This window comes from Massilia timonae, assembly GCF_001866515.1.
GTDB classification, from domain to species: Bacteria; Pseudomonadota; Gammaproteobacteria; order Burkholderiales; family Burkholderiaceae_D; genus Telluria; species Telluria timonae.
Genome location: NZ_JRYB01000001.1, coordinates 4170498 through 4190426 on the forward strand (window position 1 = coordinate 4170498; position 19929 = coordinate 4190426).

General features: G+C 66.6%; 17 protein-coding genes. 12 read left to right on the top strand and 5 right to left on the bottom strand.

Translation table 11 applies throughout. From position 1 onward, the window contains the following. Positions 1-115 precede the first annotated feature (115 nt). Positions 116-1312 (top strand): EAL domain-containing response regulator, encoded by a 1197-nt coding sequence (locus tag LO55_RS17825; protein ID WP_071362488.1) that lies wholly within the window; start codon positions 116-118, stop codon positions 1310-1312. A 448-nt stretch (positions 1313-1760) separates the two neighbouring features. Here LO55_RS17825 and ppsR read toward each other — a convergent pair whose 3' ends face one another. Further along, positions 1761-2609 (bottom strand): posphoenolpyruvate synthetase regulatory kinase/phosphorylase PpsR, encoded by an 849-nt coding sequence (gene ppsR / locus LO55_RS17830; protein ID WP_005667703.1) that lies wholly within the window; start codon positions 2607-2609, stop codon positions 1761-1763. A 200-nt stretch (positions 2610-2809) separates the two neighbouring features. Here ppsR and ppsA point away from each other — a divergent pair, with 200 nt between their 5' ends. The 4 genes from ppsA to LO55_RS17850 all read left to right on the top strand — a co-directional run bounded on the left by ppsA (position 2810) and on the right by LO55_RS17850 (position 7606). Then, entirely contained in the window at positions 2810-5257 is a 2448-nt protein-coding gene (ppsA, locus tag LO55_RS17835) for a phosphoenolpyruvate synthase (protein ID WP_071362489.1), read from the top strand. Positions 5258-5425: 168 nt separating this feature from the next. Beyond that, positions 5426-5854, top strand: coding sequence for an NfeD family protein (locus LO55_RS17840; RefSeq protein WP_071362490.1), 429 nt, complete (start codon positions 5426-5428; stop codon positions 5852-5854). Positions 5855-5879: 25 nt separating this feature from the next. Further along, complete coding sequence (locus LO55_RS17845; RefSeq protein ID WP_071362491.1) at positions 5880-6800, top strand: SPFH domain-containing protein; 921 nt, start codon at positions 5880-5882, stop codon at positions 6798-6800. Then, positions 6797-7606: an SDR family oxidoreductase gene (locus LO55_RS17850; protein WP_071362492.1), complete on the top strand. Its 810-nt coding sequence runs from the start codon at positions 6797-6799 to the stop codon at positions 7604-7606. The genes LO55_RS17845 and LO55_RS17850 overlap by 4 nt, the downstream gene beginning before the upstream one ends. A gap of 7 nt (positions 7607-7613) precedes the next feature. On the opposite strand, the gene LO55_RS17855 is transcribed toward LO55_RS17850, so the two are convergent. Continuing rightward, on the bottom strand, positions 7614-9788 hold the full coding sequence (locus LO55_RS17855; protein WP_071362493.1) for a TonB-dependent receptor: 2175 nt from the start codon (positions 9786-9788) through the stop codon (positions 7614-7616). Between the two features lie 121 nt (positions 9789-9909). Here LO55_RS17855 and LO55_RS17860 point away from each other — a divergent pair, with 121 nt between their 5' ends. The 3 genes from LO55_RS17860 (at position 9910) to LO55_RS17865 (ending at position 12870) form a co-directional block, all read left to right on the top strand. Beyond that, on the top strand, positions 9910-11094 hold the full coding sequence (locus LO55_RS17860) for a PepSY-associated TM helix domain-containing protein (protein ID WP_071362494.1): 1185 nt from the start codon (positions 9910-9912) through the stop codon (positions 11092-11094). Then, positions 11091-11282: a hypothetical protein gene (locus tag LO55_RS26440; protein ID WP_051205098.1), complete on the top strand. Its 192-nt coding sequence runs from the start codon at positions 11091-11093 to the stop codon at positions 11280-11282. Before LO55_RS17860 ends, LO55_RS26440 begins: the two co-directional genes overlap by 4 nt. Before the next feature lie 139 nt (positions 11283-11421). Beyond that, positions 11422-12870, top strand: a complete 1449-nt coding sequence (locus tag LO55_RS17865) for a Ppx/GppA phosphatase family protein (protein ID WP_071362495.1) — start codon at positions 11422-11424, stop codon at positions 12868-12870. Between the two features lie 8 nt (positions 12871-12878). Here LO55_RS17865 and LO55_RS17870 read toward each other — a convergent pair whose 3' ends face one another. Further along, the gene (locus tag LO55_RS17870; RefSeq protein WP_071362496.1) at positions 12879-13337 is read right to left on the bottom strand and encodes a SixA phosphatase family protein; all 459 of its coding nucleotides are present in this window, start codon (positions 13335-13337) and stop codon (positions 12879-12881) included. After that, on the bottom strand, positions 13309-15471 hold the full coding sequence (ppk1, locus tag LO55_RS17875) for a polyphosphate kinase 1 (protein WP_005667686.1): 2163 nt from the start codon (positions 15469-15471) through the stop codon (positions 13309-13311). Before ppk1 ends, LO55_RS17870 begins: the two co-directional genes overlap by 29 nt. A 158-nt stretch (positions 15472-15629) precedes the next feature. Here ppk1 and lepB point away from each other — a divergent pair, with 158 nt between their 5' ends. From lepB to LO55_RS17895, 4 genes are all read left to right on the top strand, one after another. Further along, a complete protein-coding gene (gene lepB / locus LO55_RS17880) occupies positions 15630-16304 on the top strand; it encodes a signal peptidase I (protein WP_071362497.1) in 675 nt (224 codons plus the stop codon). An 87-nt stretch (positions 16305-16391) separates the two neighbouring features. After that, positions 16392-17585 (top strand): multidrug effflux MFS transporter, encoded by a 1194-nt coding sequence (locus LO55_RS17885; RefSeq protein WP_071362498.1) that lies wholly within the window; start codon positions 16392-16394, stop codon positions 17583-17585. 3 nt (positions 17586-17588) lie between these two features. Continuing rightward, positions 17589-18794, top strand: a complete 1206-nt coding sequence (locus tag LO55_RS17890; RefSeq protein WP_071362499.1) for a hypothetical protein — start codon at positions 17589-17591, stop codon at positions 18792-18794. A gap of 9 nt (positions 18795-18803) precedes the next feature. Continuing rightward, complete coding sequence (locus LO55_RS17895) at positions 18804-19430, top strand: ABC transporter ATP-binding protein (protein ID WP_083415406.1); 627 nt, start codon at positions 18804-18806, stop codon at positions 19428-19430. On the opposite strand, the gene smpB is transcribed toward LO55_RS17895, so the two are convergent. Continuing rightward, positions 19431-19880 (bottom strand): SsrA-binding protein SmpB, encoded by a 450-nt coding sequence (gene smpB, locus LO55_RS17900; RefSeq protein ID WP_005667675.1) that lies wholly within the window; start codon positions 19878-19880, stop codon positions 19431-19433. It lies immediately after the preceding gene. Positions 19881-19929: the final 49 nt, after the last annotated feature.

Here is a 19929-nt window from a genome sequence, read left to right on the forward strand (position 1 = left end):
GCATCGCCTACGCGCATGTCGCCATGAGCTTCCCCCCACCTACCAGAATAGGCTCGAGGGTATGGACGGTTTCCCTCGCATCGCGTAGGCTGGCGGCTGGGAAACTGGAGCAACGATGGACATCGCGCATTTGCATTTTTTGGTGGCACAAGCCGACCCGGCCCAGCGCAGGGCGCTGGTGGACTTGCTGGGCCAGCTCGGCGCCAGCCGCGTCACCGACGTGCCGGACGGGCATCTCGCGCTGCAGACCCTGGAGGCCGGCCTGGCGCCGGCGGTGAACGTCGCCATCGTCGATCTCGCGCTGCCGGGCATGGATGGGCTGGAGCTGATCCGCAGGCTGGGCCAGGTCCAGGTCCCCGCGCGTCTGGTGGTGACGGGGGCGCAGCCCGCCGACCTGCTGTTCTCGGTCGAGACGCTGGCCGAGGCCTATGGCGTCGAGCTGCTGGGCGTGATCGCCAGGCCGGTCAGCGCCGCCAAACTCAAGCCGCTGCTCGACAACTACTCCCCGCTGGCGCGGCCACCGCGCAAGCCGGGCGGGCCGCGCTTCACGTTCCAGCAGATCGGCATCGGCCTGCAGAAGCGCCAGTTCGAGCCTTTCTTCCAGCCGAAGATCGAGCTCGCGACCGGCCAGGTGAAAGGGCTGGAAGCCTTCGCGCGCTGGCGCCATCCCGAGCATGGCGTGCTGGGGCCGGCATCGTTCATGGAAGCGCTGGAAGAGAGCGGCCGCATCGACTTCCTGGACTGGAGCATGATCGAGCTGTCGGTGGAGCGCTGCCGCTGGTTCCAGGAGCAGGGCATCCCGGTCCCGATCTCGCTGAACATCGCCCCCGAAACGCTGGCCCATCCGGCCTTCGTGCGCCAGATCGGCGCCGCGCTGGAGCGCCACAAGGTCCTGCCCGACTACATCACCTTCGAGCTGCCCGAATCGTCGGTATTGAACACGAACCCCGATTTCATCGAACGCCTGGTGCGCCTGCGCATGATGGGCTTCGGCCTCGCCATCGACGACTACGGCACGGGCCGCTCGAACCTGCAACTCCTGGCCCGCATCCCGTTCACCGAACTGAAAATCGACCGCAGCTTCGTCGACGGCGCCTCGAAACGCCGCCCGCTGGGCACGGTCCTGCGCAGTTGCCTGAACCTGGCCCACAGCCTGGATCGCATGTCGGTCGCGGTCGGTGTCGAAACCCGCCAAGACTGGGATTTCCTCCAAAGCCTCGGCTGCACCTACGCCCAGGGCTACCACATCGCCAACCCCATGGAAGCGACCGCCTTCCCCGCCTGGCTCGCCGACTGGCGCCAATTCTTCTAACCATCAATAGCCCAACAATCAGGGTCAGAGTAGAATTTTTGAGCAATTTCCCAAATTCGGTCGGCAAATAAATAGGGTCAGAGTCGAATTATTGGCCAATTACTCAGCGGATAATTAGGGTCGGAGTCGAATTAACGGCTCAGCCGTCAATGTTGTCAAACAATTCGACTCCGACCCTATTTATTATTGGATAGGTATAGCGCTAACATATAGGGCGATCATCCTTCGCGGCATCTTATTTCCTGAGTGCTCGACCGACGGCGCTCAAACCGCAAAAAATAATCAGGGTCAGAGTAGAATTGCCGAGCAATTCTTTAAAGTTGTCAAACAATTCGACTCTGACCCTGATTAATGTGCACGAGCTTTCAGGCAAGTCGCGGATGGCTTGTGCAGGATTAATGGGTGCTTAAAAATCTTTCCCGATAATTCGACTCTGACCCTCAATGGGTCAGTACTCGCGGCGGTCGGGTTTGATTTCCTGGAGGATGGTGGTCGCGATTTCTTCGATGGATTTCGTCGTCGACGAGAGCCAGCGGATGCCTTCGCGGCGCATCAGGTGTTCGGCTTCGTTGACTTCGTAGCGGCAGTTTTCCAGCGAGGCGTATTTGCTGCCGGCGCGGCGCTCGTTGCGGATTTGCGAGAGGCGCTCGGGGGTGATCGTCAGGCCGAACAGCTTTGCCTTGAATGGCGGCAGCGAACTCGGCAGCTTGCCGCGTTCGAAGTCGTCGGGAATCAGCGGATAGTTCGCGGCCTTCAGGCCGTATTGCATCGCCAGGTACAGGCTCGTCGGCGTTTTGCCGGAACGCGAGACGCCGACCAGGATCACGTCGGCCTCGGCCAGGTTCTTGTGCGATTGGCCGTCGTCATGCGCCAACGAGAAATTGATCGCTTCGATACGGTTCTTGTATTCCTCGGTGTCCACCGCATTGTGGATGCGCCCGATCGTGTGCGTGGACTTGACGTCCAGTTCCTGCTCGAGCGGCGCGACGAAGGTCTGGAACAAGTCCATGTGCATGCCGTTCGCCGAGCGGATCACGCTCGACAGGTCGTGCTTCACCAGGGTCGAGAACACGATCGGCCGCTGGCCGTGCAGCGCGAAGCTCTCGTTGATGCGGCGCGCGGCGTCGTGCGCCTTTTCGATCGAATCCACGAACGGCAGGCGGATCTGGCGGAAACGCAGGTCGAACTGGCTCAACACGGCGTGACCGAAGGTCTCCGCCGTGATGCCGGTGCCGTCGGAAACAAAGAAGACGGTGCGCGAGGCGGTGACTGGGGAAGGCAGGGAATCGTCGGTCATGATGGCTGGATCGGTATGCTTTGCTGACAAAGTAACATCAAAAGTGCGCTGCACTTCACCCTGTCGCGGGGTAAAATGCTCGGCAACGGGTTTTGCATTGTGCTGCACGCGGGCCAGAATAACAAGAATACGTCCAGACGCCCCCGCTTCCGGCACCAATGCGCCAACAGCTTTCCATCATCAAGTAAGGGTGTTTTATCATGACCAACCTAGCTACTCCTGCATTGAAGCCCGACGCAGTGAATCCCGACGATTCGAATCGCGTCTACGTGGCCTCGTTCGAGGACCTGCGCATGACCGACGTCGAGTCGGTCGGCGGCAAGAACGCTTCGCTCGGCGAGATGATCAGCCAGCTGGCCGGCGCCGGCGTGCGCGTGCCGACCGGCTTCGCCACCACCGCCGACGCCTTCCGCGACTTCCTCGACCACAGTGCCGACGGTGGCCCGTCGCTGGGCCAGCGCATCGCGACCCGCCTCGAGAACCTGGACGTCGACGACGTGCGCGCGCTGGCCGCCGCCGGCGCCGAGATCCGCGGCTGGATCGTCGAGACCCCGTTCCAGCCACGCCTGGAACAGGAAATCCGTTCGTTCTACGAACGCCTGGTGGCCGGCTCGGAAACCGAAGTCTCGTTCGCCGTGCGCTCCTCGGCCACCGCCGAAGACCTGCCGGACGCCTCGTTCGCCGGCCAGCAGGAATCGTTCCTGAACGTGGTCGGCATCGACAACGTGTTGGAGGCGATGAAGCACGTGTTCGCCTCGCTCTACAACGACCGCGCGATCTCGTACCGCGTGCACAAGGGCTTCACCCACGCCGAGGTCGCGCTGTCGGCCGGCGTGCAGCGCATGGTGCGTTCCGACACCGGCGCCTCGGGCGTGATGTTCACCATCGACACCGAATCGGGCTTCAAGGACGTGGTGTTCATCACCTCGAGCTACGGCCTGGGCGAGACCGTGGTGCAGGGCGCGGTCAATCCCGACGAGTTCTACGTCCACAAGCCGATGCTGGCCCAGGGCAAGTCGGCGGTCATCCGCCGCAATATCGGCTCCAAGCTGATCAAGATGGAGTTCACCAACGAAGCCAAGGCCGGCCGCTCGGTCAAGACCGTCGACGTGCCGATCGAGCTGCGCAACCGCTATTCGCTGGTCGAGGAAGAAGTCATCGAGCTGGCCAAGTACGCGATGATCATCGAGAACCACTACGGCCGTCCGATGGACATCGAGTGGGGCAAGGATGGCCGCGACGGCAAGCTGTACATCCTGCAGGCGCGTCCGGAAACCGTGAAGTCGCAGCAGAAGGCCACCGACGCCCAGCAGCGCTTCCAGCTCAAGGGCACCGGCACCGTGCTGACCCACGGCCGCGCGATCGGCCAGAAGATCGGCGCCGGCCCGGTGCGCGTCATCACCGATCCGTCGGAGATGGAACGCGTGCAGCCGGGCGACGTGCTGGTGGCCGACATGACCGACCCGAACTGGGAGCCGGTCATGAAGCGCGCCTCGGCGATCGTCACCAACCGCGGCGGGCGCACCTGCCACGCGGCGATCATCGCGCGTGAGCTGGGCGTGCCGGCGGTGGTCGGCTGCGGCGACGCGACCGACGTGCTCAAGGACGGCACCCTGGTCACCGTGTCCTGCGCCGAAGGCGACGAAGGCATGATCTACGACGGCTTGCTGGAAACCGAGGTCACCGAAGTCTCGCGCGGCGAACTGCCGCCGATCAAGACCAAGATCATGCTCAACGTCGGCAACCCGCAGCTGGCCTTCGACTTCCAGTCGGTGCCCAACAACGGCGTCGGCCTGGCCAGGCTCGAGTTCATCATCAACAACAATATCGGCGTGCACCCGAAGGCCATCCTCGAGTACCCGAACATCGACGCCGACCTGAAAAAGGCCGTGGAGTCGGTGGCCCGCGGCCACGCCTCGCCGCGCGCCTTCTACGTCGACAAGCTGGTCGAAGGCGTGGCCACCATCGCCGCCGCGTTCTGGCCGAAGCCGGTGATCGTGCGCCTGTCCGACTTCAAGTCGAACGAGTACAAGAAGCTGATCGGCGGTTCGCGCTACGAGCCGGACGAAGAGAACCCGATGCTGGGCTTCCGCGGCGCCGCGCGCTACCTGGCCGAGGACTTCGCCGAATCGTTCGCGATGGAATGCGCGGCCATGAAACGCGTGCGCAACGAGATGGGCCTGACCAACGTCGAGCTGATGGTGCCGTTCGTGCGCACCCTGGGCCAGGCCGAGAAGGTCGTCGAGCTGCTGGCCAAGAACGGTCTGAAGCGCGGTGAAAACGGCCTGCGCCTGATCATGATGTGCGAGGTGCCGTCCAACGCCATCCTGGCCGAGCAGTTCCTGCAGTACTTCGACGGCTTCTCGATCGGCTCCAACGACCTGACCCAGCTCACCCTGGGCCTGGACCGCGACTCCGGCATGGAGCTCTTGGCCAAGGACTTCGACGAGCGCGACCCGGCGGTCAAGGCGATGCTGTCGCTGGCGATCAAGGCCTGCCTCAAGCAGGGCAAGTACGTCGGCATCTGCGGCCAGGGTCCGTCGGACAACCCGGACTTCGCCGAATGGCTGGTGGGCGAGGGCATCGAGTCGATGTCGCTCAACCCGGACTCGGTGATCGAGACCTGGCAGAAGCTGGCCGGGGCCTGATCTCCGACATTCCCCGTCGAGGGCCGCCGGTGCTACACTGGCGGGAATGATCGCTTTCCAAGCCCTCACGACCAACCGCCGCAGCCCACCGCGCGGTCATGCGAACCCTCGCTACCCACTTCGGGTAGTGAGGGTTTTTTCATTCCATGACAAGAAGGAGACCCCGACATGTCCGACTGGACGTACTGGCTCATCGGCGCCGGCATCCTGATCGTCGCCGAGCTGTTCATCGGCACCTTCTACCTGTTGATGATCGCCGTCGGCCTCCTGTGCGGCGCCGGCGCCGCCTGGCTGGGCGCCAGCGGCCCGCAGCAGACGCTGGCGGCGGCCCTCGTCGGCATCGGCGCCACCATGATCCTGCGCCGCACCCGCTACGCGCGGCACGGACGCGGCCAGGCCGCGAACGACCCCAGCATCAACCTCGACATCGGCCAGCGCGTCACCGTGCCGCAGTGGCAGGAACGGCGCGCGCGCGTCATGTACCGCGGCGCGCTGTGGGACGTCGAGCTGCGCGCCGGCCTGGAGCCGGAGCCGGGCGACTTCGAGATCGTCGAGGTCCAGGGCAACCGCCTGATCGTCGCGCGCCGCCAGGCCTAGAACAATCACAACAGGAGGGATGCACATGGAACTGTCTTTCAGCGTGGTCGCGATCGTGATCTTCGCCATCGCCCTGGTCTTCGTGTTCAAGACCATCAACGTGGTGCCGCAACAGAACGCCTGGGTGGTCGAGCGGCTCGGCAAATACCACGCCACCCTGGCCCCCGGCCTGAACATCGTGGTGCCCTTCGTCGACCGCATCGCCTACAAGCACAGCCTGAAGGAGATTCCGCTCGACGTGCCGCCCCAGGTCTGCATCACGCGCGACAATACCCAGCTGCACGTGGACGGCATCCTGTACTTCCAGGTGACCGACGCCATGCGCGCCTCGTACGGCTCGTCGAACTACATCCAGGCCATCACGCAACTGGCCCAGACCACCCTGCGCTCGGTGATCGGCCGCATGGAGCTCGACAAGACCTTCGAGGAGCGCGACCTGATCAACACCCACATCGTGAACGCGATCGACGAGTCGGCCGCCAACTGGGGCGTCAAGGTGCTGCGCTACGAGATCAAGGACCTGACGCCGCCGGCCGAGATCCTGCTGGCGATGCAGGCCCAGATCACGGCCGAGCGCGAGAAACGCGCCCTGATCGCGGCCTCGGAAGGCCGGCGCCAGGAGCAGATCAACATCGCCAGCGGCGAGCGCGAGGCGGCCATCGCGCGCTCCGAGGGCGAGAAGCAGGCCGAGATCAACCGCGCCATGGGCGAGGCGGCCGCCATCGTGGCGCTGGCCGACGCCAGCGCATCGGCGCTGCGCCAGGTGGGCGAGGCGATCGCTTCGCCAGGCGGCATGGATGCGGTCAGCCTGCGCGTGGCCGAGCACTACGTGGACGCGTTCGCGAACCTGGCCAAGACCAACAACACCCTGATCGTGCCGGCCAACCTGGGCGATATGAGCACCGTGATCGCGAGCGCGCTGCAGATCGTGAAGGCGCAGAAATGAGCCGGGTCGTCGTCATCACCGGCGGCTCGGATGGCATCGGCGCCGAAATGGCGCGCCAGCTCGCGGCCCGCCACGGCGCCGGGGTCAGGCTCGTGCTGGCCGCGCGCAACCAGGGGCCGCTCGACCTGGTCGCCGGCCAGTGCCAGGCGCTCGGCGCCGACACGCTCACGGTGGCCTTCGACGCCGGCCGCCAGGACGATTGCCTGCGCCTGATCGCGCGGGCGCTCGAACGCTTCGGCCGCATCGACGTGCTGGTCAACAATGCCGGCCGTTCGGCGCACGCGCTGTTCGAAGAAGTCGAGAGCCTGGCCTGGTACGAAGAGCTGATGCGCGTGAACCTGTGGGGCAGCGTCTGGTGCACCCAGGCCGCGCTGCCGCACCTGAAGGCGAGCCGTGGCGCCATCGTGGCGGTGTCGTCGCTGGCCGGCCTGGTCGGGGTGCCGGGACGCACCGCGTATTGCGCCACCAAGTTCGCGATGAGCGGCTTCTTCGAAGCGCTGCGGGTCGAACTGAAGGAGGCGGGCGTCAGCGTGACCACCGCCTATCCGGGCGTGGTGGCCACGCGCATCCGCTACCGCGGTTTCAACGCCAGGGGAGAAGAGGCCGGCGCCAGCGCGCTCAGGGAAGAGAAGGCGATGCCGGTGGAGGAGTGCGCGCGCCTGATCGTCAGGGCGATGGAGGCGCGCCAGCGCGAGGTGGTGATGACGGCGCAGGGCAGGATCGGGCGCTGGCTCAAGCTGATCGCGCCCGGCCTGGTCGACAGGATGGCGCTGGCCGCCGTGAAGGACGACCTGCGCCTGCCATGAATCCGGTTCAGAACCCGACTGTCGCCGACACCACCACGCTGCGCGGCGCCGCCAGCACCAGGTAGCCCGCGCCCGGATAACCGCCGGCCGAGGCCCAGTAATTCTTGTCCGTGACGTTGTCCACGCGCGCACGCAGGGTCAGGTCGCGGTCCATGAAGCGGGTATTCCAGGTCGCGCCCAGGTCCAGGCGGGTCCACGACGGCAGCTTCTGCAGATTGGCGCCGTCGGCATACTGCTTCGAGGTGTACACGGTGCGCGCGTTCAGCGACAGGCCGTCCACGCCCGGCACCATCCAGTCGGCGCCGATGTTGAGCTGCGTTTCCGGCACGCCGATCGCGTCCTTGCCCTGGTTCACGCCGCCGGCCGTCACGCGCTGTTCGGCGTCGATCAGGGTCAGGCCGCCCAGCAGCTTCAGGCCGCGCACCGGATTGCCGAACACCGACAGCTCGAGGCCGCGATTGCGCTGCTCGCCGAACACGCCGAACACGCGGTTCTCGACGTAGGCGCTCGGCTGGCTGGTCGAGAACACGGCTGCGGTCAGGCCGTAGCGGCCGCTGTCGTACTTGACGCCCGCTTCACGCTGGCGCGCGACGTAGGGCGCGAAGATCTCGCCCTGGTTGACGATGTCGGTGCCCGAGGCGACCGGGCCGCGCTGCAGGCCTTCGCTGTAGTTGGCATACAGCGACAGGTCCTTGCGCGGCTTGTAGACGATGGCGGCGAACGGCGTGTTCTTGCTCGATTCGTAGCCCGAATTCTCCAGCCCGGTGTTGTAGTCGTAGCCGAAGTCCTTGATGCGCTGGTGGCGCAGGCCGACATTGACCAGCACCGTGTCGTCCATGAACGACATGGTGTCGGCGATCGCCAGGCCCGACAGAATGGTCTTGGAGGTCACCAGCGGATGGTTCATGTCGCCGCCGGTGAAGAAGGTCGACGACGGCGCCGCCACGTCGCGCGGACGGTACAGGTTCGACGCGAAGCCGGCGAAATCGGACATGCCATAGGCGTTGCGCGATCTCGAATGGAAGCCCGAGGCCGAAGCGCTCAGCACGTGCTTGACGAAGCCGGTGCGCAGAGCACCGCGCACGCCCACTTCGCCGGTGCGCACCTGGTCCTTGCGGATATTGTCGAAGCGGCTCATGGTCGCGTCGCCATCGACGGCGTTGACGTCGATGCCGGCCAGGATGTTGAATTCCTGGCCGTTGCGCAGGCCGGCGGCGGCCCAGGCCACCGCGTCGGCGCCCAGGTCGACCTCGGCGCGCACGGTGCCGAAGGTATGGCGTTCGTTCGAGACGGTCCACGGCTGGGCGAAGTTGTGGCTCGCATCAGGCGCCGCGATCATCGGCAGGCCGGCGGCCAGGTCGACGCTCGGACGGGCATTGGTCAGTTGGTGGTCCTGCGCGCCGACGTCGGCCGACAGGCGGTAGCCGCGGCCGCGGTAGTCGACGCCGATCGAGTACACGGAGAGCTCGCGTTCTTCGCGGTCGACCGCCGTGTCGCCGTTGCGGTGCGCCACGTTGACGCGCACGCCGGCGCGGCCTTCCTCGCCGAAGCGGCGGCCCAGGTCGATCGCGCCATAGCCCTGGCCGCCGGTCTCGACGCCCACGGTGACTTCGCTCAGTTCCTGGTTCGGGGCGCGCTTGGGCAGGATGTTGATCGAGCCGCCGATGCTGCCGCCGGCCGGCGCGGCGCCGTTGATGAAGCTGTGCGCGCCGCGCAGCACCTCCACGCGTTCCATCAGCTCGGTCGCCACGAACTGGCGCGGCAGCAGGCCGTACAGGCCGTTATACGCCGTGTCGTCCGAGCCGACCGCGAAGCCGCGGATCATGTACAGCTCCTGGTAATTGCCGAAGCCGCGCGCCACCCGCACCGACGGATCGTTCTGCACCACGTCGGCCACGCTGCGCGCCTGCTGGTCCTGGATCAGCGCATGGGTGTAGTTGGTGCTGTTGAACGGAGTGTCCATGATGTCGACGTTGCCGAGCAGGCCCAGGCGACCGCCGCGCGCCACCTGGCCGCCGGCATACGCGGCCGGCAGGCCCTGGGCCGAGGCGTCGGCCGATGCGGTCACGACCACGGTCGAGATCTTCTCGTCGGCTGGCGGTTCGGCCTGCTGGGCGAACGCGGTGCTGGAGACGAAGAGGGCGGCGGCCAGCGCGGCCGGGGTCATGCGCGGGGTGTTCATGTGTCTTGCTCTTCTTATGCGTTAAAAGTAACGCGCATTCTATGCCTGATGCTTGCATCTGTAAATGAGAACGATTATTATTCATGGTCTGTATCTCTAGCTATAATGCGTAGCCAATAACATGTCACCCGTTTCCCTGCGTCGCTGGGGCTGGATCCACAAGTGGTCCAGCCTGGTCTGCACCATCTTCATGCTGCTGCTGTGCCTGACCGGCCTGCCGCTGATCTACCACCATGAGATCGGCCACCTGCTGGGCAACGAGGTCGAGCCGCCGGTGCTTGCGCAACCGACGCCGATGGGCAACGTCGACGCCGTGATCGCCTCGGCCAAGGAGCTGTACCCGACCAAGAAGCCGATGTTCATCTCCCAGGAAGCCGACGTGCCCGAGATCTGGAACGTGACCCTGGCCGACCACATGCACGACCACGACTACAAGCCGATCGCCGTCGATGCGCGCACCACGGAGGTGATCGAAGAGCCGGCGTTCGAGGGCGGCGTGTTCATGTCGACCATGCTGGCGCTGCACGTCGACCTGTTCATGGGCCTGGCCGGCCAGCTGTTCCTGGGGTTGATGGCCCTGTTGCTTTTGGTGGCGATTATCAGCGGCGCGGTCCTGTACTCGCCGTTCATGCGCAAGCTCGACTTCGGCACCGTGCGCAAGGAGAGAAGCAGCCGCCTCAAATGGCTCGACATGCACAACCTGCTGGGCATCGTCACGCTCACCTGGCTGTTCGTGGTCGGCGGCACCGGCATGATCAATACCTGGGCCGACCTGATGCTCAAGTATTACCAGCACAATGAGCTGAGCGAGATCCTGGCCCAGTACAAGGACAAGGCGCCGCAGCCGCACACCGCCTCGGTGCACGACGCGATCGAAAAGGCCAAGGAGCGCCTGCCGGGCATGCGGGTCGCCTTCGTGGCCTTCCCGGGCACCGACTTCAGCAGCGCCCACCACTACGGCATCTTCATGAACGGCAACGAGCCGTTCAGCTCGCGCATGTACCAGCCGGTGCTGGTGGACGCCCATACCGGCGAACTCACCGACGCGCCCGAACTGCCGTGGTACCTGAAGGCGCTGCTGGTGTCGCAGCCGCTGCACTTCGGCGACTACGGCGGCCAGTGGATGAAGTTCCTGTGGGCGGTGCTCGACATCGCGACCATCGTGATCCTGGTGACGGGCCTGTACCTGTGGGTCAAGCGCGGCAAGACCGCCAATGCGTCGGCCAAGGCCGCGGCCCTCGATAAGCACGCGCCGGCCCGCGGCATCGATGCGCCGGCGCTGGCGCGCGAGGGGAGCGCATCGTGAGCCGCACTCCGATGCAAATCTGGGGCGCGCCGATCGTGCTGGCCATCCTCACCACCATCGGCCTGATCTCGGCCCTGCTGGGCGACGGCATCTGGGACGCCCTGTCCGCCGTTACGCTCGGCATTCCCTGCCTGGTCGGCGCCTGGCACTGCCTGCGCCGCCGTCCGGCCGTCCGCCAGCGCGGCTGAACGGCCGCATCGCACAACCCCCGGCGCACTTTTCGCGCGCCGGGGTTGGTGGCGACCCGCGCCACGCTGTATACTTGGCCCTGCCGATCCCGCGCAGCATGAGCTGGCCGCGGGATTCGTCCATTTTCGAAAGGGCCTCATGTTTGCAGCAGTCGACCTCGGGTCCAACAGCTTCCGCCTGCACATCGGCGAGCCGCTCGGCGCCCGCATGCACATCGTGCGCACCGCGCGCGATCCGATCCGCCTGGCGGCGGGACTCGACAGTCACGACATGCTCACCGAGGCCGCGATGCGCGCCGCCATCGCCTGCCTGCACGACTTCCGCAAGATCCTGGACGAATACCACCTCGACGCCGTGCGCGTGGTCGCCACCAACACCATGCGCGTGGCGAAGAACGCCGACCAGCTGCTGCCGCAGCTCGAGGCGGCGATCGGGTATCCGATCGAGATCATCTCGGGCGAGGAAGAGGGTCGCCTGATCTACATGGGCGTGACGCGCGCCATCGAGCGCCAGGACGAGCGGCGGCTGGTGATCGACATCGGCGGCGGCTCGACCGAGGTCATCGCCGGCACCGGCGCCGAGATCCACCTGGTCGAGTCGTTCGGCATCGGCACCCAGCCGCAGGTGCGCGCCTATTTCCCCGACGGCCGCATCAGCGCGCGCAATTTCGACGCCGCCGTCACCGCGGCGCGCGCCCGCTTCGAAGACGCCGCCTCGCTGTACCACGCCCAGGGCTGGGACGCCGCCTACGGCTCATCCGGCACCATGCGCGCCATTTCGGAAGTCATCGGCCGCAACGCGATCGGCGACGGCACGGTGTCGCAGGCCAGCCTGCATGCCTTGCGCGACATCCTGATCGAACTGGGCCACGTGGACGCCTTTCTGCTGGCGGGCGTCAAGCGCGACCGCGTGCCGGTGATGGTGGGCGGCCTGACGGTGCTCATCGGCGCGATGCAGGAGCTGAAGGTCGAGCGCCTGCAGGCGGTCAATGCCGGGCTGCGCCTGGGCGTGCTGTCCGACCTCGAGCTGCGCGCCAACCGGCGCGACCGGCGCGACGCCGCGATCCGCTCCTGCATGCAGCGCTTCCGGGTCGACACCCAGCGCGCGCTGCGCACCTGCGGCATCGCGACTTTGCTGTACGAACGCCTGCAGCCGCAGGCCGACAGCCAGCCGCACTACCTGGCCTGGAGCGCCATGCTGCACGAGATCGGCCTGGCCATTTCGATGAGCGGGGCCCACAAGCACGGCGCCTACATCGTCGAGCACGCCGACCTGGGCGGCTTCACCACGCGCGAGCAGCGCCTGCTGGCGACCCTGGTGCTGGGACAGAAGGGCAATCTGCGCAAGATCCGCGAGGCGCTGGTCGAGCCCGACCTGGCCAAGGCGGTGCTGGCGCTGCGCCTGGCGGTGGTGTTCATGCATGCGCGCGCCGACAACGACATCGGCGGCCTGCGCCTGCGCATGAAGGGCAAGATCGAGATCGAGCTGCCGCCGGAACTGCTGGCGCGGCATCCGACGCTGGCGCCGTGGTTCGAGAAGGAAGAGTGCAGCTGGAACGAAGTCGGCATCGGCTTCCAGGTGCGCTAGCGATTCTTCTAACGCAGCTTGCCGATCACGTCCGGCCCCGCCACCAGCCGGATATACGGCACGCCATCCGGCTCCTTGTGCTCGATCCAGAACACGCCCGCCTTGCGGATGCGCCAATCCTGCTTGTTCCCGCACAGCGCCATCGACGCCACCTGGCCCAGCAGCGGCTGGTGGCCGACGATCAGCGCCGGCTGGCGGTGCTCGGGCCAGCCGCAGGCGGCGATGATCGCTTCCGCGCTCGACGCGGTGTTCAGCGCCTCGACCACTTCGTAGCGCCGGCCCAGCGCTTCCACCGTCTGGATGCAGCGCGTGGCCGGGCTCACCAGGATGCGGCAGGCCGGGGGCAGCTTGCGGTCGAGCCAGGCGCCCATGCGCGCGGCGTGGCGTTGGCCCTTGGGCGTGAGCGCGCGTGCGGCGTCCGGCTCTCCCGGCTCGGCCTCAGCGTGGCGCCACAGGATCAGTTCCATTGTCGATCTCCTTGTCGTTGGTGTCGTTGGCGAGGCTGGCCGCGCCGAGCATGTCCATCAGCACCTGCTGCGCGCTGTACTGCCCCTGCTTGCCGCGCGCCTTGCGGCGGCGGTAGCGGCCATCGGGCGCCAGCTCCCAGGCGTTGACGTTGTCCTTCAGGTAGGGGTGCAGGCCCTCGCGCATCACGCGCCGCTTGAGCGCGGTCGAGCGGATCGGGAATGCCACTTCGACCCGGCGGAACAGGTTGCGGTTCATCCAGTCGGCGCTGCTGAGCACCACGTCGTGCTTCAGGTCGTTGCGGAAATAGAAGATGCGGGTGTGCTCCAGGAAGCGGCCGACGATCGAACGCACCTTGATGTTGTCCGACAGGCCGTCCACGCCCGGCCGCAGCGAACAGGCGCCGCGCACGATGAGGTCGATCCTGACGCCGGCCTGCGAGGCCTCGTACAGGGCCTTGATCACCGACTCGTCGGTGAGCGAATTCATCTTGGCGATGATGCGTCCCGGGCGGCCCTGGCGCGCGATCTCGGCTTCCTGGCGGATCGCGCGCACGATCTCCTTCTGCAGCGAGAACGGCGCCAGCCAGATGCTCGACAGCTGCTTGGGCCGGGTCAGGCTGGTGAGGTGGATGAAGACTTCGTTGACGTCGGCGGTGAGTTCCGGGTCGGCCGTCAGCAGCCCCATGTCGGTATAGAACCTGGCGGTGGTCGGGTTGTAGTTGCCGGTGCCGAGGTGGGCGTAGCGGCGCAGTCCATTCGGCTCGCGCCGCAGCACGAGGGCCATCTTGGCATGGGTCTTGAGGCCCACCACGCCGTACACCACCTGGGCCCCGGCCTGCTCGAGCTTCTCGGCCCAGTTGATGTTGGCTTCCTCGTCGAAGCGCGCCATCAGCTCGACGATGACGGTGACTTCCTTGCCGCTGCGCGCGGCCGCGATCAGGGCGTCGACCAGTTCCGAATTGCTGCCGGCGCGGTAGATGGTCTGCTTGATCGCCACCACGTTCGGATCGGCCGCCGCGCACTGGATGAAATTGATCACCGGCTGGAACGATTCGAATGGATGGTGCAGCAACGCGTCGTGCTTGCGCAGGGAGGCGAACAGGTCGGGTCCGGCAAGCTTGTTCGGGTAGCCCGCGACATAGGGCGCGAAGGTGAGGTCGGGCCGGTCGTTGCTGTTGACGATTTCCAGCAGGCGGCTCAGGTTGACCGGTCCATCGACCTTGAACAGGCGGCTGCGGTCGATCTGGAACTGGTTGAGCAGGAAGTCCGACAGGTGCTCGGGGCAGGAGCGGCCCACCTCGAGGCGCACCGCGAAGCCGTACTGGCGGCTGTGCAACTCGCTCTGCAGCGCCTGGCGCAGGTTCTTGACTTCTTCTTCGTCGACCCACAGGTCGCTGTTGCGGGTGACGCGGAACTGCGAGTACGAGACCACATCGCGGCCGGTGAACAGGTCGGCCATGTGGGCCTGGATCACCGACGACAGCATGCAGTAGGAGGCGCCTTTCTTGTCCGAGAGCTCGTCCGGCAGCCGGATCACGCGCGGCAGCACGCGCGGCGCCTTCATGATCGCGATGCCCGAGCCGCGCCCGAACGCGTCCTTGCCGGCGAGTTCCACGATGAAGTTCAGGCTCTTGTTGACGACGCGCGGGAAGGGGTGGGCAGGGTCGAGGCCGATCGGCGTGAGCAGCGGGCGCACTTCGCGGTCGAAATACTGCTTGACCCAGGCGCGCTGGGCGGCGTTGCGCTCGCTGCGGTGCAGCAGGTGGATGCCGTGCTCGGACAGCTGCGGCTGGATCTCGCTATTGAACAGGCTGTACTGGCGCGCGATCAGGTGGCGGCATTCGGCGCTCGCGCGTTCCAGGTTGGCGGCCAGGCCGTCGGGCAGGGCGCCGCTGGCGCGGTCGAGCTGGTGCTGGGCCAGCAGGCTGGCCACCCGCACTTCGAAGAACTCGTCCAGGTTGCTCGCCACGATGCACAGGAAGCGCAGGCGTTCGAGCAGCGGAATCGACGGGTCTTCGGCCTGGGCCAGCACGCGGCGGTTGAATTCGAGCAGCGACAGTTCGCGGTTCAGATAGGCGCCGCCGTCGGAAAATTGTTTGAGCTCAGCCTCGATGGCCTTTTTCTTCATGTCCATATTCTGCGGTCGTAGTCGTCCCGCAGGCAGTGTAGATGTCAAATATGACAGCCCGGTGACACTTGCGCCGCCGACGCCGCCATTTCCTTAATGAACTGCTAAGCCTTCATTCGGAGGCGGCGGCTATGCTTGGCGCTCCAGTCACCGAGGAGTCGTCCATGAAAAACTTCGTCCGCGCCAACAAGGGCTTCCTGATGTTCCTGCTGTTGTTCGGCGTGTTCCGCAGCGCGGTGGCCGACTGGAGCCCGATCCCGAGCGGTTCGATGCGGCCCAATCTGCTGGAGGGCGACGTGGTCCTGATCAACCGCCTGGCCTTCGACCTCAAGATACCATTGACCGAGGTGAGCGTGGCGCACCTGGGCGAGCCGGCGCGCGGCGACATGGTCGTGTTTTACTCGCCGCATGACGGCACGCGCCTGATCAAGCGCGTGCTGGCGCTGCCGGGCGACCTGGTCGAGATGCGGGGCGACCGGCTGTTCATCAACGGCGAAGGCGCCAGTTATGCGCTGCTGGGCGAGGCGCGCGAGCGCAGCCGCGGCCTCGAGGTCGGCGCCATCCGGCTGGAAGAGCAGGTGGCGGGCACGCGCCAGCGCATCCAGGTCTTGCCGGGCGTGCCGGCGCCGCGCAGCTTCGATCCGCTGCGGATCCCGCCCGGCCAGTACCTGATGTTGGGCGACAACCGCAACGACAGCGCCGATTCGCGCGTGATCGGCCTGGTGCCGCGCGAGAAGCTGGTCGGCCGCGCCGAGCGGATATTGGTGTCGGCCGCCTACCAGGAAAACTGGATGCCGCGCCTGGACCGCTTCGGCATGTCGCTGCGTGAGGATCGGTGAGGATCGGCGGGATCGAAATAGCGTACAATCGCGTCCCCCCGACGCCCGCATCGTGCGGTGTCGGCAACGATCCCGAAAGTGTAGTACATGCAAAAGCTCCTCACCGTCATCCTCGCCTGCCTCGGCATGATCGGCGCCCTGGCCATCGACACCTACCTGCCGTCGATGCCGGCGATCGGCGCCGAATTCGCGGTTGGCCCGGTGGCCGTGCAGCAGACCCTGAGCGTGTTCCTGTTCACGTTCGCCTTCATGATGCTGTTCTACGGGACCCTGTCGGACTCCTTCGGCCGCCGCCCCGTGATCCTGGCCGCGTTGGCGGTCTATACGCTGGCCTCGGTCGGCGCGGCCCTGGCGCCGAGCTTCGGCTGGCTGCTGGTGTTCCGCGCGCTGCAGGGCCTGTCGGCCGGCGCCGGCTCGGTGATCGGCCAGGCGATCGTGCAGGACCGTTTTTCGGGCCCGCAAGCCCAGCGCATGATGTCGCACATCATGATGGTGTTCGGCCTGGCGCCGGCCATCGCCCCGATCCTGGGCGGCTGGCTGCACGTGACCTTCGGCTGGCGCTCGTCCTTCGTGTTCCTTGCCGTGTTCGGGGCGGCGATGATCCTGCTGGTCATGAAGATGCTGCCGGAAAGCCTGCCGGCCGAGAAGCGCCAGGCCTTCCACCCGGGCACCATCGGCCGCAACTACCTGATGGTGCTGCGCAATCCGCAATTCGTGTTCCTGGCGCTGTCGGTGGGCCTGGCCTTCAGCGGCCTGTCGCTCTACATCGGATCGGCCTCGAACTTCGTGATGGAGATCCTCGGCCTGCCCGAGACCGCGTTCGCGTGGATGTTCATCCCGCTGGTGGGCGGCATGGTGGTGGGCTCGGCCTGGGGCGGCAAGCGCGCCCACAGCTCGACCCCGGGCCGCATGATGTGGACCGGCTACGCCGTGATGGCGCTGGGCGTGGCGCTCAACGTCGGTTATCACGGGCTGTTCCCGGCCAGCGTGCCATGGTCGGTGCTGCCGCTGTTCGTCTACACCTTCGGCCTGGCGGTGGCGATGCCGGCGGTGCAGCTGACCGCGATGGGCCTGTTCCCGCGCAACCGCGGCCTGGCCTCGTCGATGGTCGGCTTCATCCAGATGATGTCGTTCGCGCTGGTGTCGGGCCTGGTGGCGCCGCTGCTGTTCGACAGCGCGCTGAAACTGGGGCTGGGCGTGGCGGGCGGCCTGCTGCTGAGCTTTGGCGCCTGGCGCCTGTCGGTGCGCAGCGCAGTCGCGCCCGCCTTGCCGGGCGCTTGAACGGTGCTGGCGAGTTGGCGCCGCCGGCTGCTGCCGCAACCCTTTCTCGCCCTGTTCGCGCTGCGCCGGCGCTACCTGCGCCAGGAGTCTCAGGCACTCTATCAACGCTACGGCCACGCGCTGGGGATCTTCGGCGCCTTCTTTGCGCTGGTGCTGGTCGAACGGCCATCGCTGCTGGCCGCACCGATCCTGCAGTTCTGGCGCGACCCGCTGGCCTGGCGCGACAACCTGGTCTATCTGGTCGGCTGGCTGACGGTCGTGGGCCTGTGGGCGCGCGTGCACCGGAGCTTCGTGCGCGGCGCCGGGTTTGCCGTATTCGCCCGCAGCGCCAGCCATGGCCACTATCTGGCGCCACGACTGGACATGGCGCTGCTGCTGGTGGCCCTGCAGTGGTTCATCGTCCCGTTCGCGATCGCGGCGTGGGTGGTGCTGGCCGCCGGCGCCGGGACCGTCCTGTTCTGGGGCGCTTTCCTGGTGATCCTGCTCCTGACGATCGCCGCGGCGCGCGCCGTGGTATTCGGGGCAGGGCGCGCATCACGCCTGCGCCTCTCGGCCGTGCCGGCACTGTTGGCGGCGGCGCCGCTCGCCGATGGCTGGCCGCTCGTGGCCTGCCTGGCGCTGCTGGCGCGCGAGCTGGCGCGGCCGGCGCCGGCGCGCGCGTCGACGCGGCGCGACGCCGGCGCCAGCGGACGGCTGCGCGGCCCGGGCGTCTGGTTCCTGTTTCAGCTGCATGGCCGCGCCCTGTGGCGCTCCCACCTGCACGTGGCCCTGCCACGTATCGGCGCGGCGCTGTTCCTGCATGCGCTGTGCTGGGCAATGATCCACCTGTTCGGCAAGGAGCAGGATGCTGCGGGCTTCGTCACGCTGGCCTGTTGCGCCAGCGCCTATCTGCTGGCGGGGCTGTACTACGCCTTCTGGCAGGCGCGCCAGCCGCTGCAGCCCTTCCTGCGCAGCCTGCCATTCGGTACTGCCAAGACCATGGTCGCGGAACACCTGGTGGTGCTGGGCGCCGGCGCCGCCGTGTTCGGCCTGGCGTGGCTGGCCCATGCCCAGGTGGCGGACAGCCTCGACGTGGCGACCGTCCTGCTGCGCCGTGCCGGCTGGTCCTTGATGCTTCTCGCGCTGCTCGGCGCGCCGATCCTGCAACGCCACCAGTACGGTGTGGCGATGAAGGTGGCGCTGTGCGCCGCGTCGCTCATATTGATGTAAGGACGATCGATGACCATCCTGCTGGCCGCCGAGGGCCTCGGCATGCGCCATGGCGCACATATACTGTTTGCAAACCTGGAGCTGTCGTTCGGCCCGGGCGCGGTGGCGCTGCTCGGCCGCAACGGCGCCGGCAAGTCGACCTTGTTGACCCTGCTGGCGGGGATCGAGGCGCCGCAAGAGGGGAAGGTCAGGATCTGCGGCCACGACCTCGCCACCGATGGACAGGCGGGCCGCGCGTGCCTCGCCTATGTGCCCGACGAATCGGTGGCTTATGACTTCATGACCGGCGACGAATTCCTGCGCATGGTGCAGGCCCTGCGCGGCGGCCCCGGTCCCGGGACGGCGCTGCTGACCGGGTTCGGGATCGACATCTATCTCGGCCTGCCGTTCGGCGACATGTCGCTCGGCACGCGCAAGAAGTTCATGCTGGTCAGTGGCCTGATGGGCGAGGCCCCGGTGGTGCTGATGGACGAGCCGACGAACGGCATCGATGCCGATGCCAAGGCCTTTCTCGTGGAGCAGATCCGGGCGCAGAGTGGCAGGCGCCTGGTCCTGTTCTCGACCCACGACCAGGAATTGATCGCGGCCGCCGGTGCGCGCGTGCTGGAGCTGCCGGTCCGTGCCCCGCGCGATTGATCAGCGGCGGTTGGTCTTCATCGCCTGGTTGACTTCACGCTTGGCGTCGCGGTCCTTCTCGGTCGCGCGCTTGTCGTGCTGCTTCTTGCCCTTGGCCAGGCCGATCTCGCACTTCACGCGGCCTTTCTTCATGTGCAGGTTGAGCGGCACCAGCGTGAACCCGGCGCGCTCGACCTTGCCGATCAGCTTGTCGATTTCGGCCCGGTGCAGCAGCAGCTTGCGCGAGCGCAGCGCCTCCGGGTGGCTGAAGGTGGAAGTCGTCGTCAACGCACTGACGTGCGCGCCGAACAGGTATAGCTCGCCATTGCGGACGAGCACATAGGCTTCCTTGATCTGCACCCGCCCTTCGCGGATGGCTTTTACTTCCCAACCCTCCAGCACCAGACCCGCTTCGTAGCGGTCTTCGATGAAGTAGTCAAAAAATGCTTTTTTATTGTCAGCGATGCTCATGAAAAGGCGAAAATTCGCGTGTCGGTTAAACTACTGCCATTGCGCCAAC

What these genes read in the sequence shown, in the direction of transcription:
- LO55_RS17825 (WP_071362488.1), top strand. Translation starts at nt 116, where the DNA reads ATGGACATCGCGCATTTGCATTTTTTGGTGGCACAAGCCGACCCGGCC.
- ppsR (WP_005667703.1), bottom strand. Translation starts at nt 2,609, where the DNA reads ATGACCGACGATTCCCTGCCTTCCCCAGTCACCGCCTCGCGCACCGTC.
- ppsA (WP_071362489.1), top strand. Translation starts at nt 2,810, where the DNA reads ATGACCAACCTAGCTACTCCTGCATTGAAGCCCGACGCAGTGAATCCC.
- LO55_RS17840 (WP_071362490.1), top strand. Translation starts at nt 5,426, where the DNA reads ATGTCCGACTGGACGTACTGGCTCATCGGCGCCGGCATCCTGATCGTC.
- LO55_RS17845 (WP_071362491.1), top strand. Translation starts at nt 5,880, where the DNA reads ATGGAACTGTCTTTCAGCGTGGTCGCGATCGTGATCTTCGCCATCGCC.
- LO55_RS17850 (WP_071362492.1), top strand. Translation starts at nt 6,797, where the DNA reads ATGAGCCGGGTCGTCGTCATCACCGGCGGCTCGGATGGCATCGGCGCC.
- LO55_RS17855 (WP_071362493.1), bottom strand. Translation starts at nt 9,788, where the DNA reads ATGAACACCCCGCGCATGACCCCGGCCGCGCTGGCCGCCGCCCTCTTC.
- LO55_RS17860 (WP_071362494.1), top strand. Translation starts at nt 9,910, where the DNA reads ATGTCACCCGTTTCCCTGCGTCGCTGGGGCTGGATCCACAAGTGGTCC.
- LO55_RS17865 (WP_071362495.1), top strand. Translation starts at nt 11,422, where the DNA reads ATGTTTGCAGCAGTCGACCTCGGGTCCAACAGCTTCCGCCTGCACATC.
- LO55_RS17870 (WP_071362496.1), bottom strand. Translation starts at nt 13,337, where the DNA reads ATGGAACTGATCCTGTGGCGCCACGCTGAGGCCGAGCCGGGAGAGCCG.
- ppk1 (WP_005667686.1), bottom strand. Translation starts at nt 15,471, where the DNA reads ATGGACATGAAGAAAAAGGCCATCGAGGCTGAGCTCAAACAATTTTCC.
- lepB (WP_071362497.1), top strand. Translation starts at nt 15,630, where the DNA reads ATGAAAAACTTCGTCCGCGCCAACAAGGGCTTCCTGATGTTCCTGCTG.
- LO55_RS17885 (WP_071362498.1), top strand. Translation starts at nt 16,392, where the DNA reads ATGCAAAAGCTCCTCACCGTCATCCTCGCCTGCCTCGGCATGATCGGC.
- LO55_RS17895 (WP_083415406.1), top strand. Translation starts at nt 18,804, where the DNA reads ATGACCATCCTGCTGGCCGCCGAGGGCCTCGGCATGCGCCATGGCGCA.
- smpB (WP_005667675.1), bottom strand. Translation starts at nt 19,880, where the DNA reads ATGAGCATCGCTGACAATAAAAAAGCATTTTTTGACTACTTCATCGAA.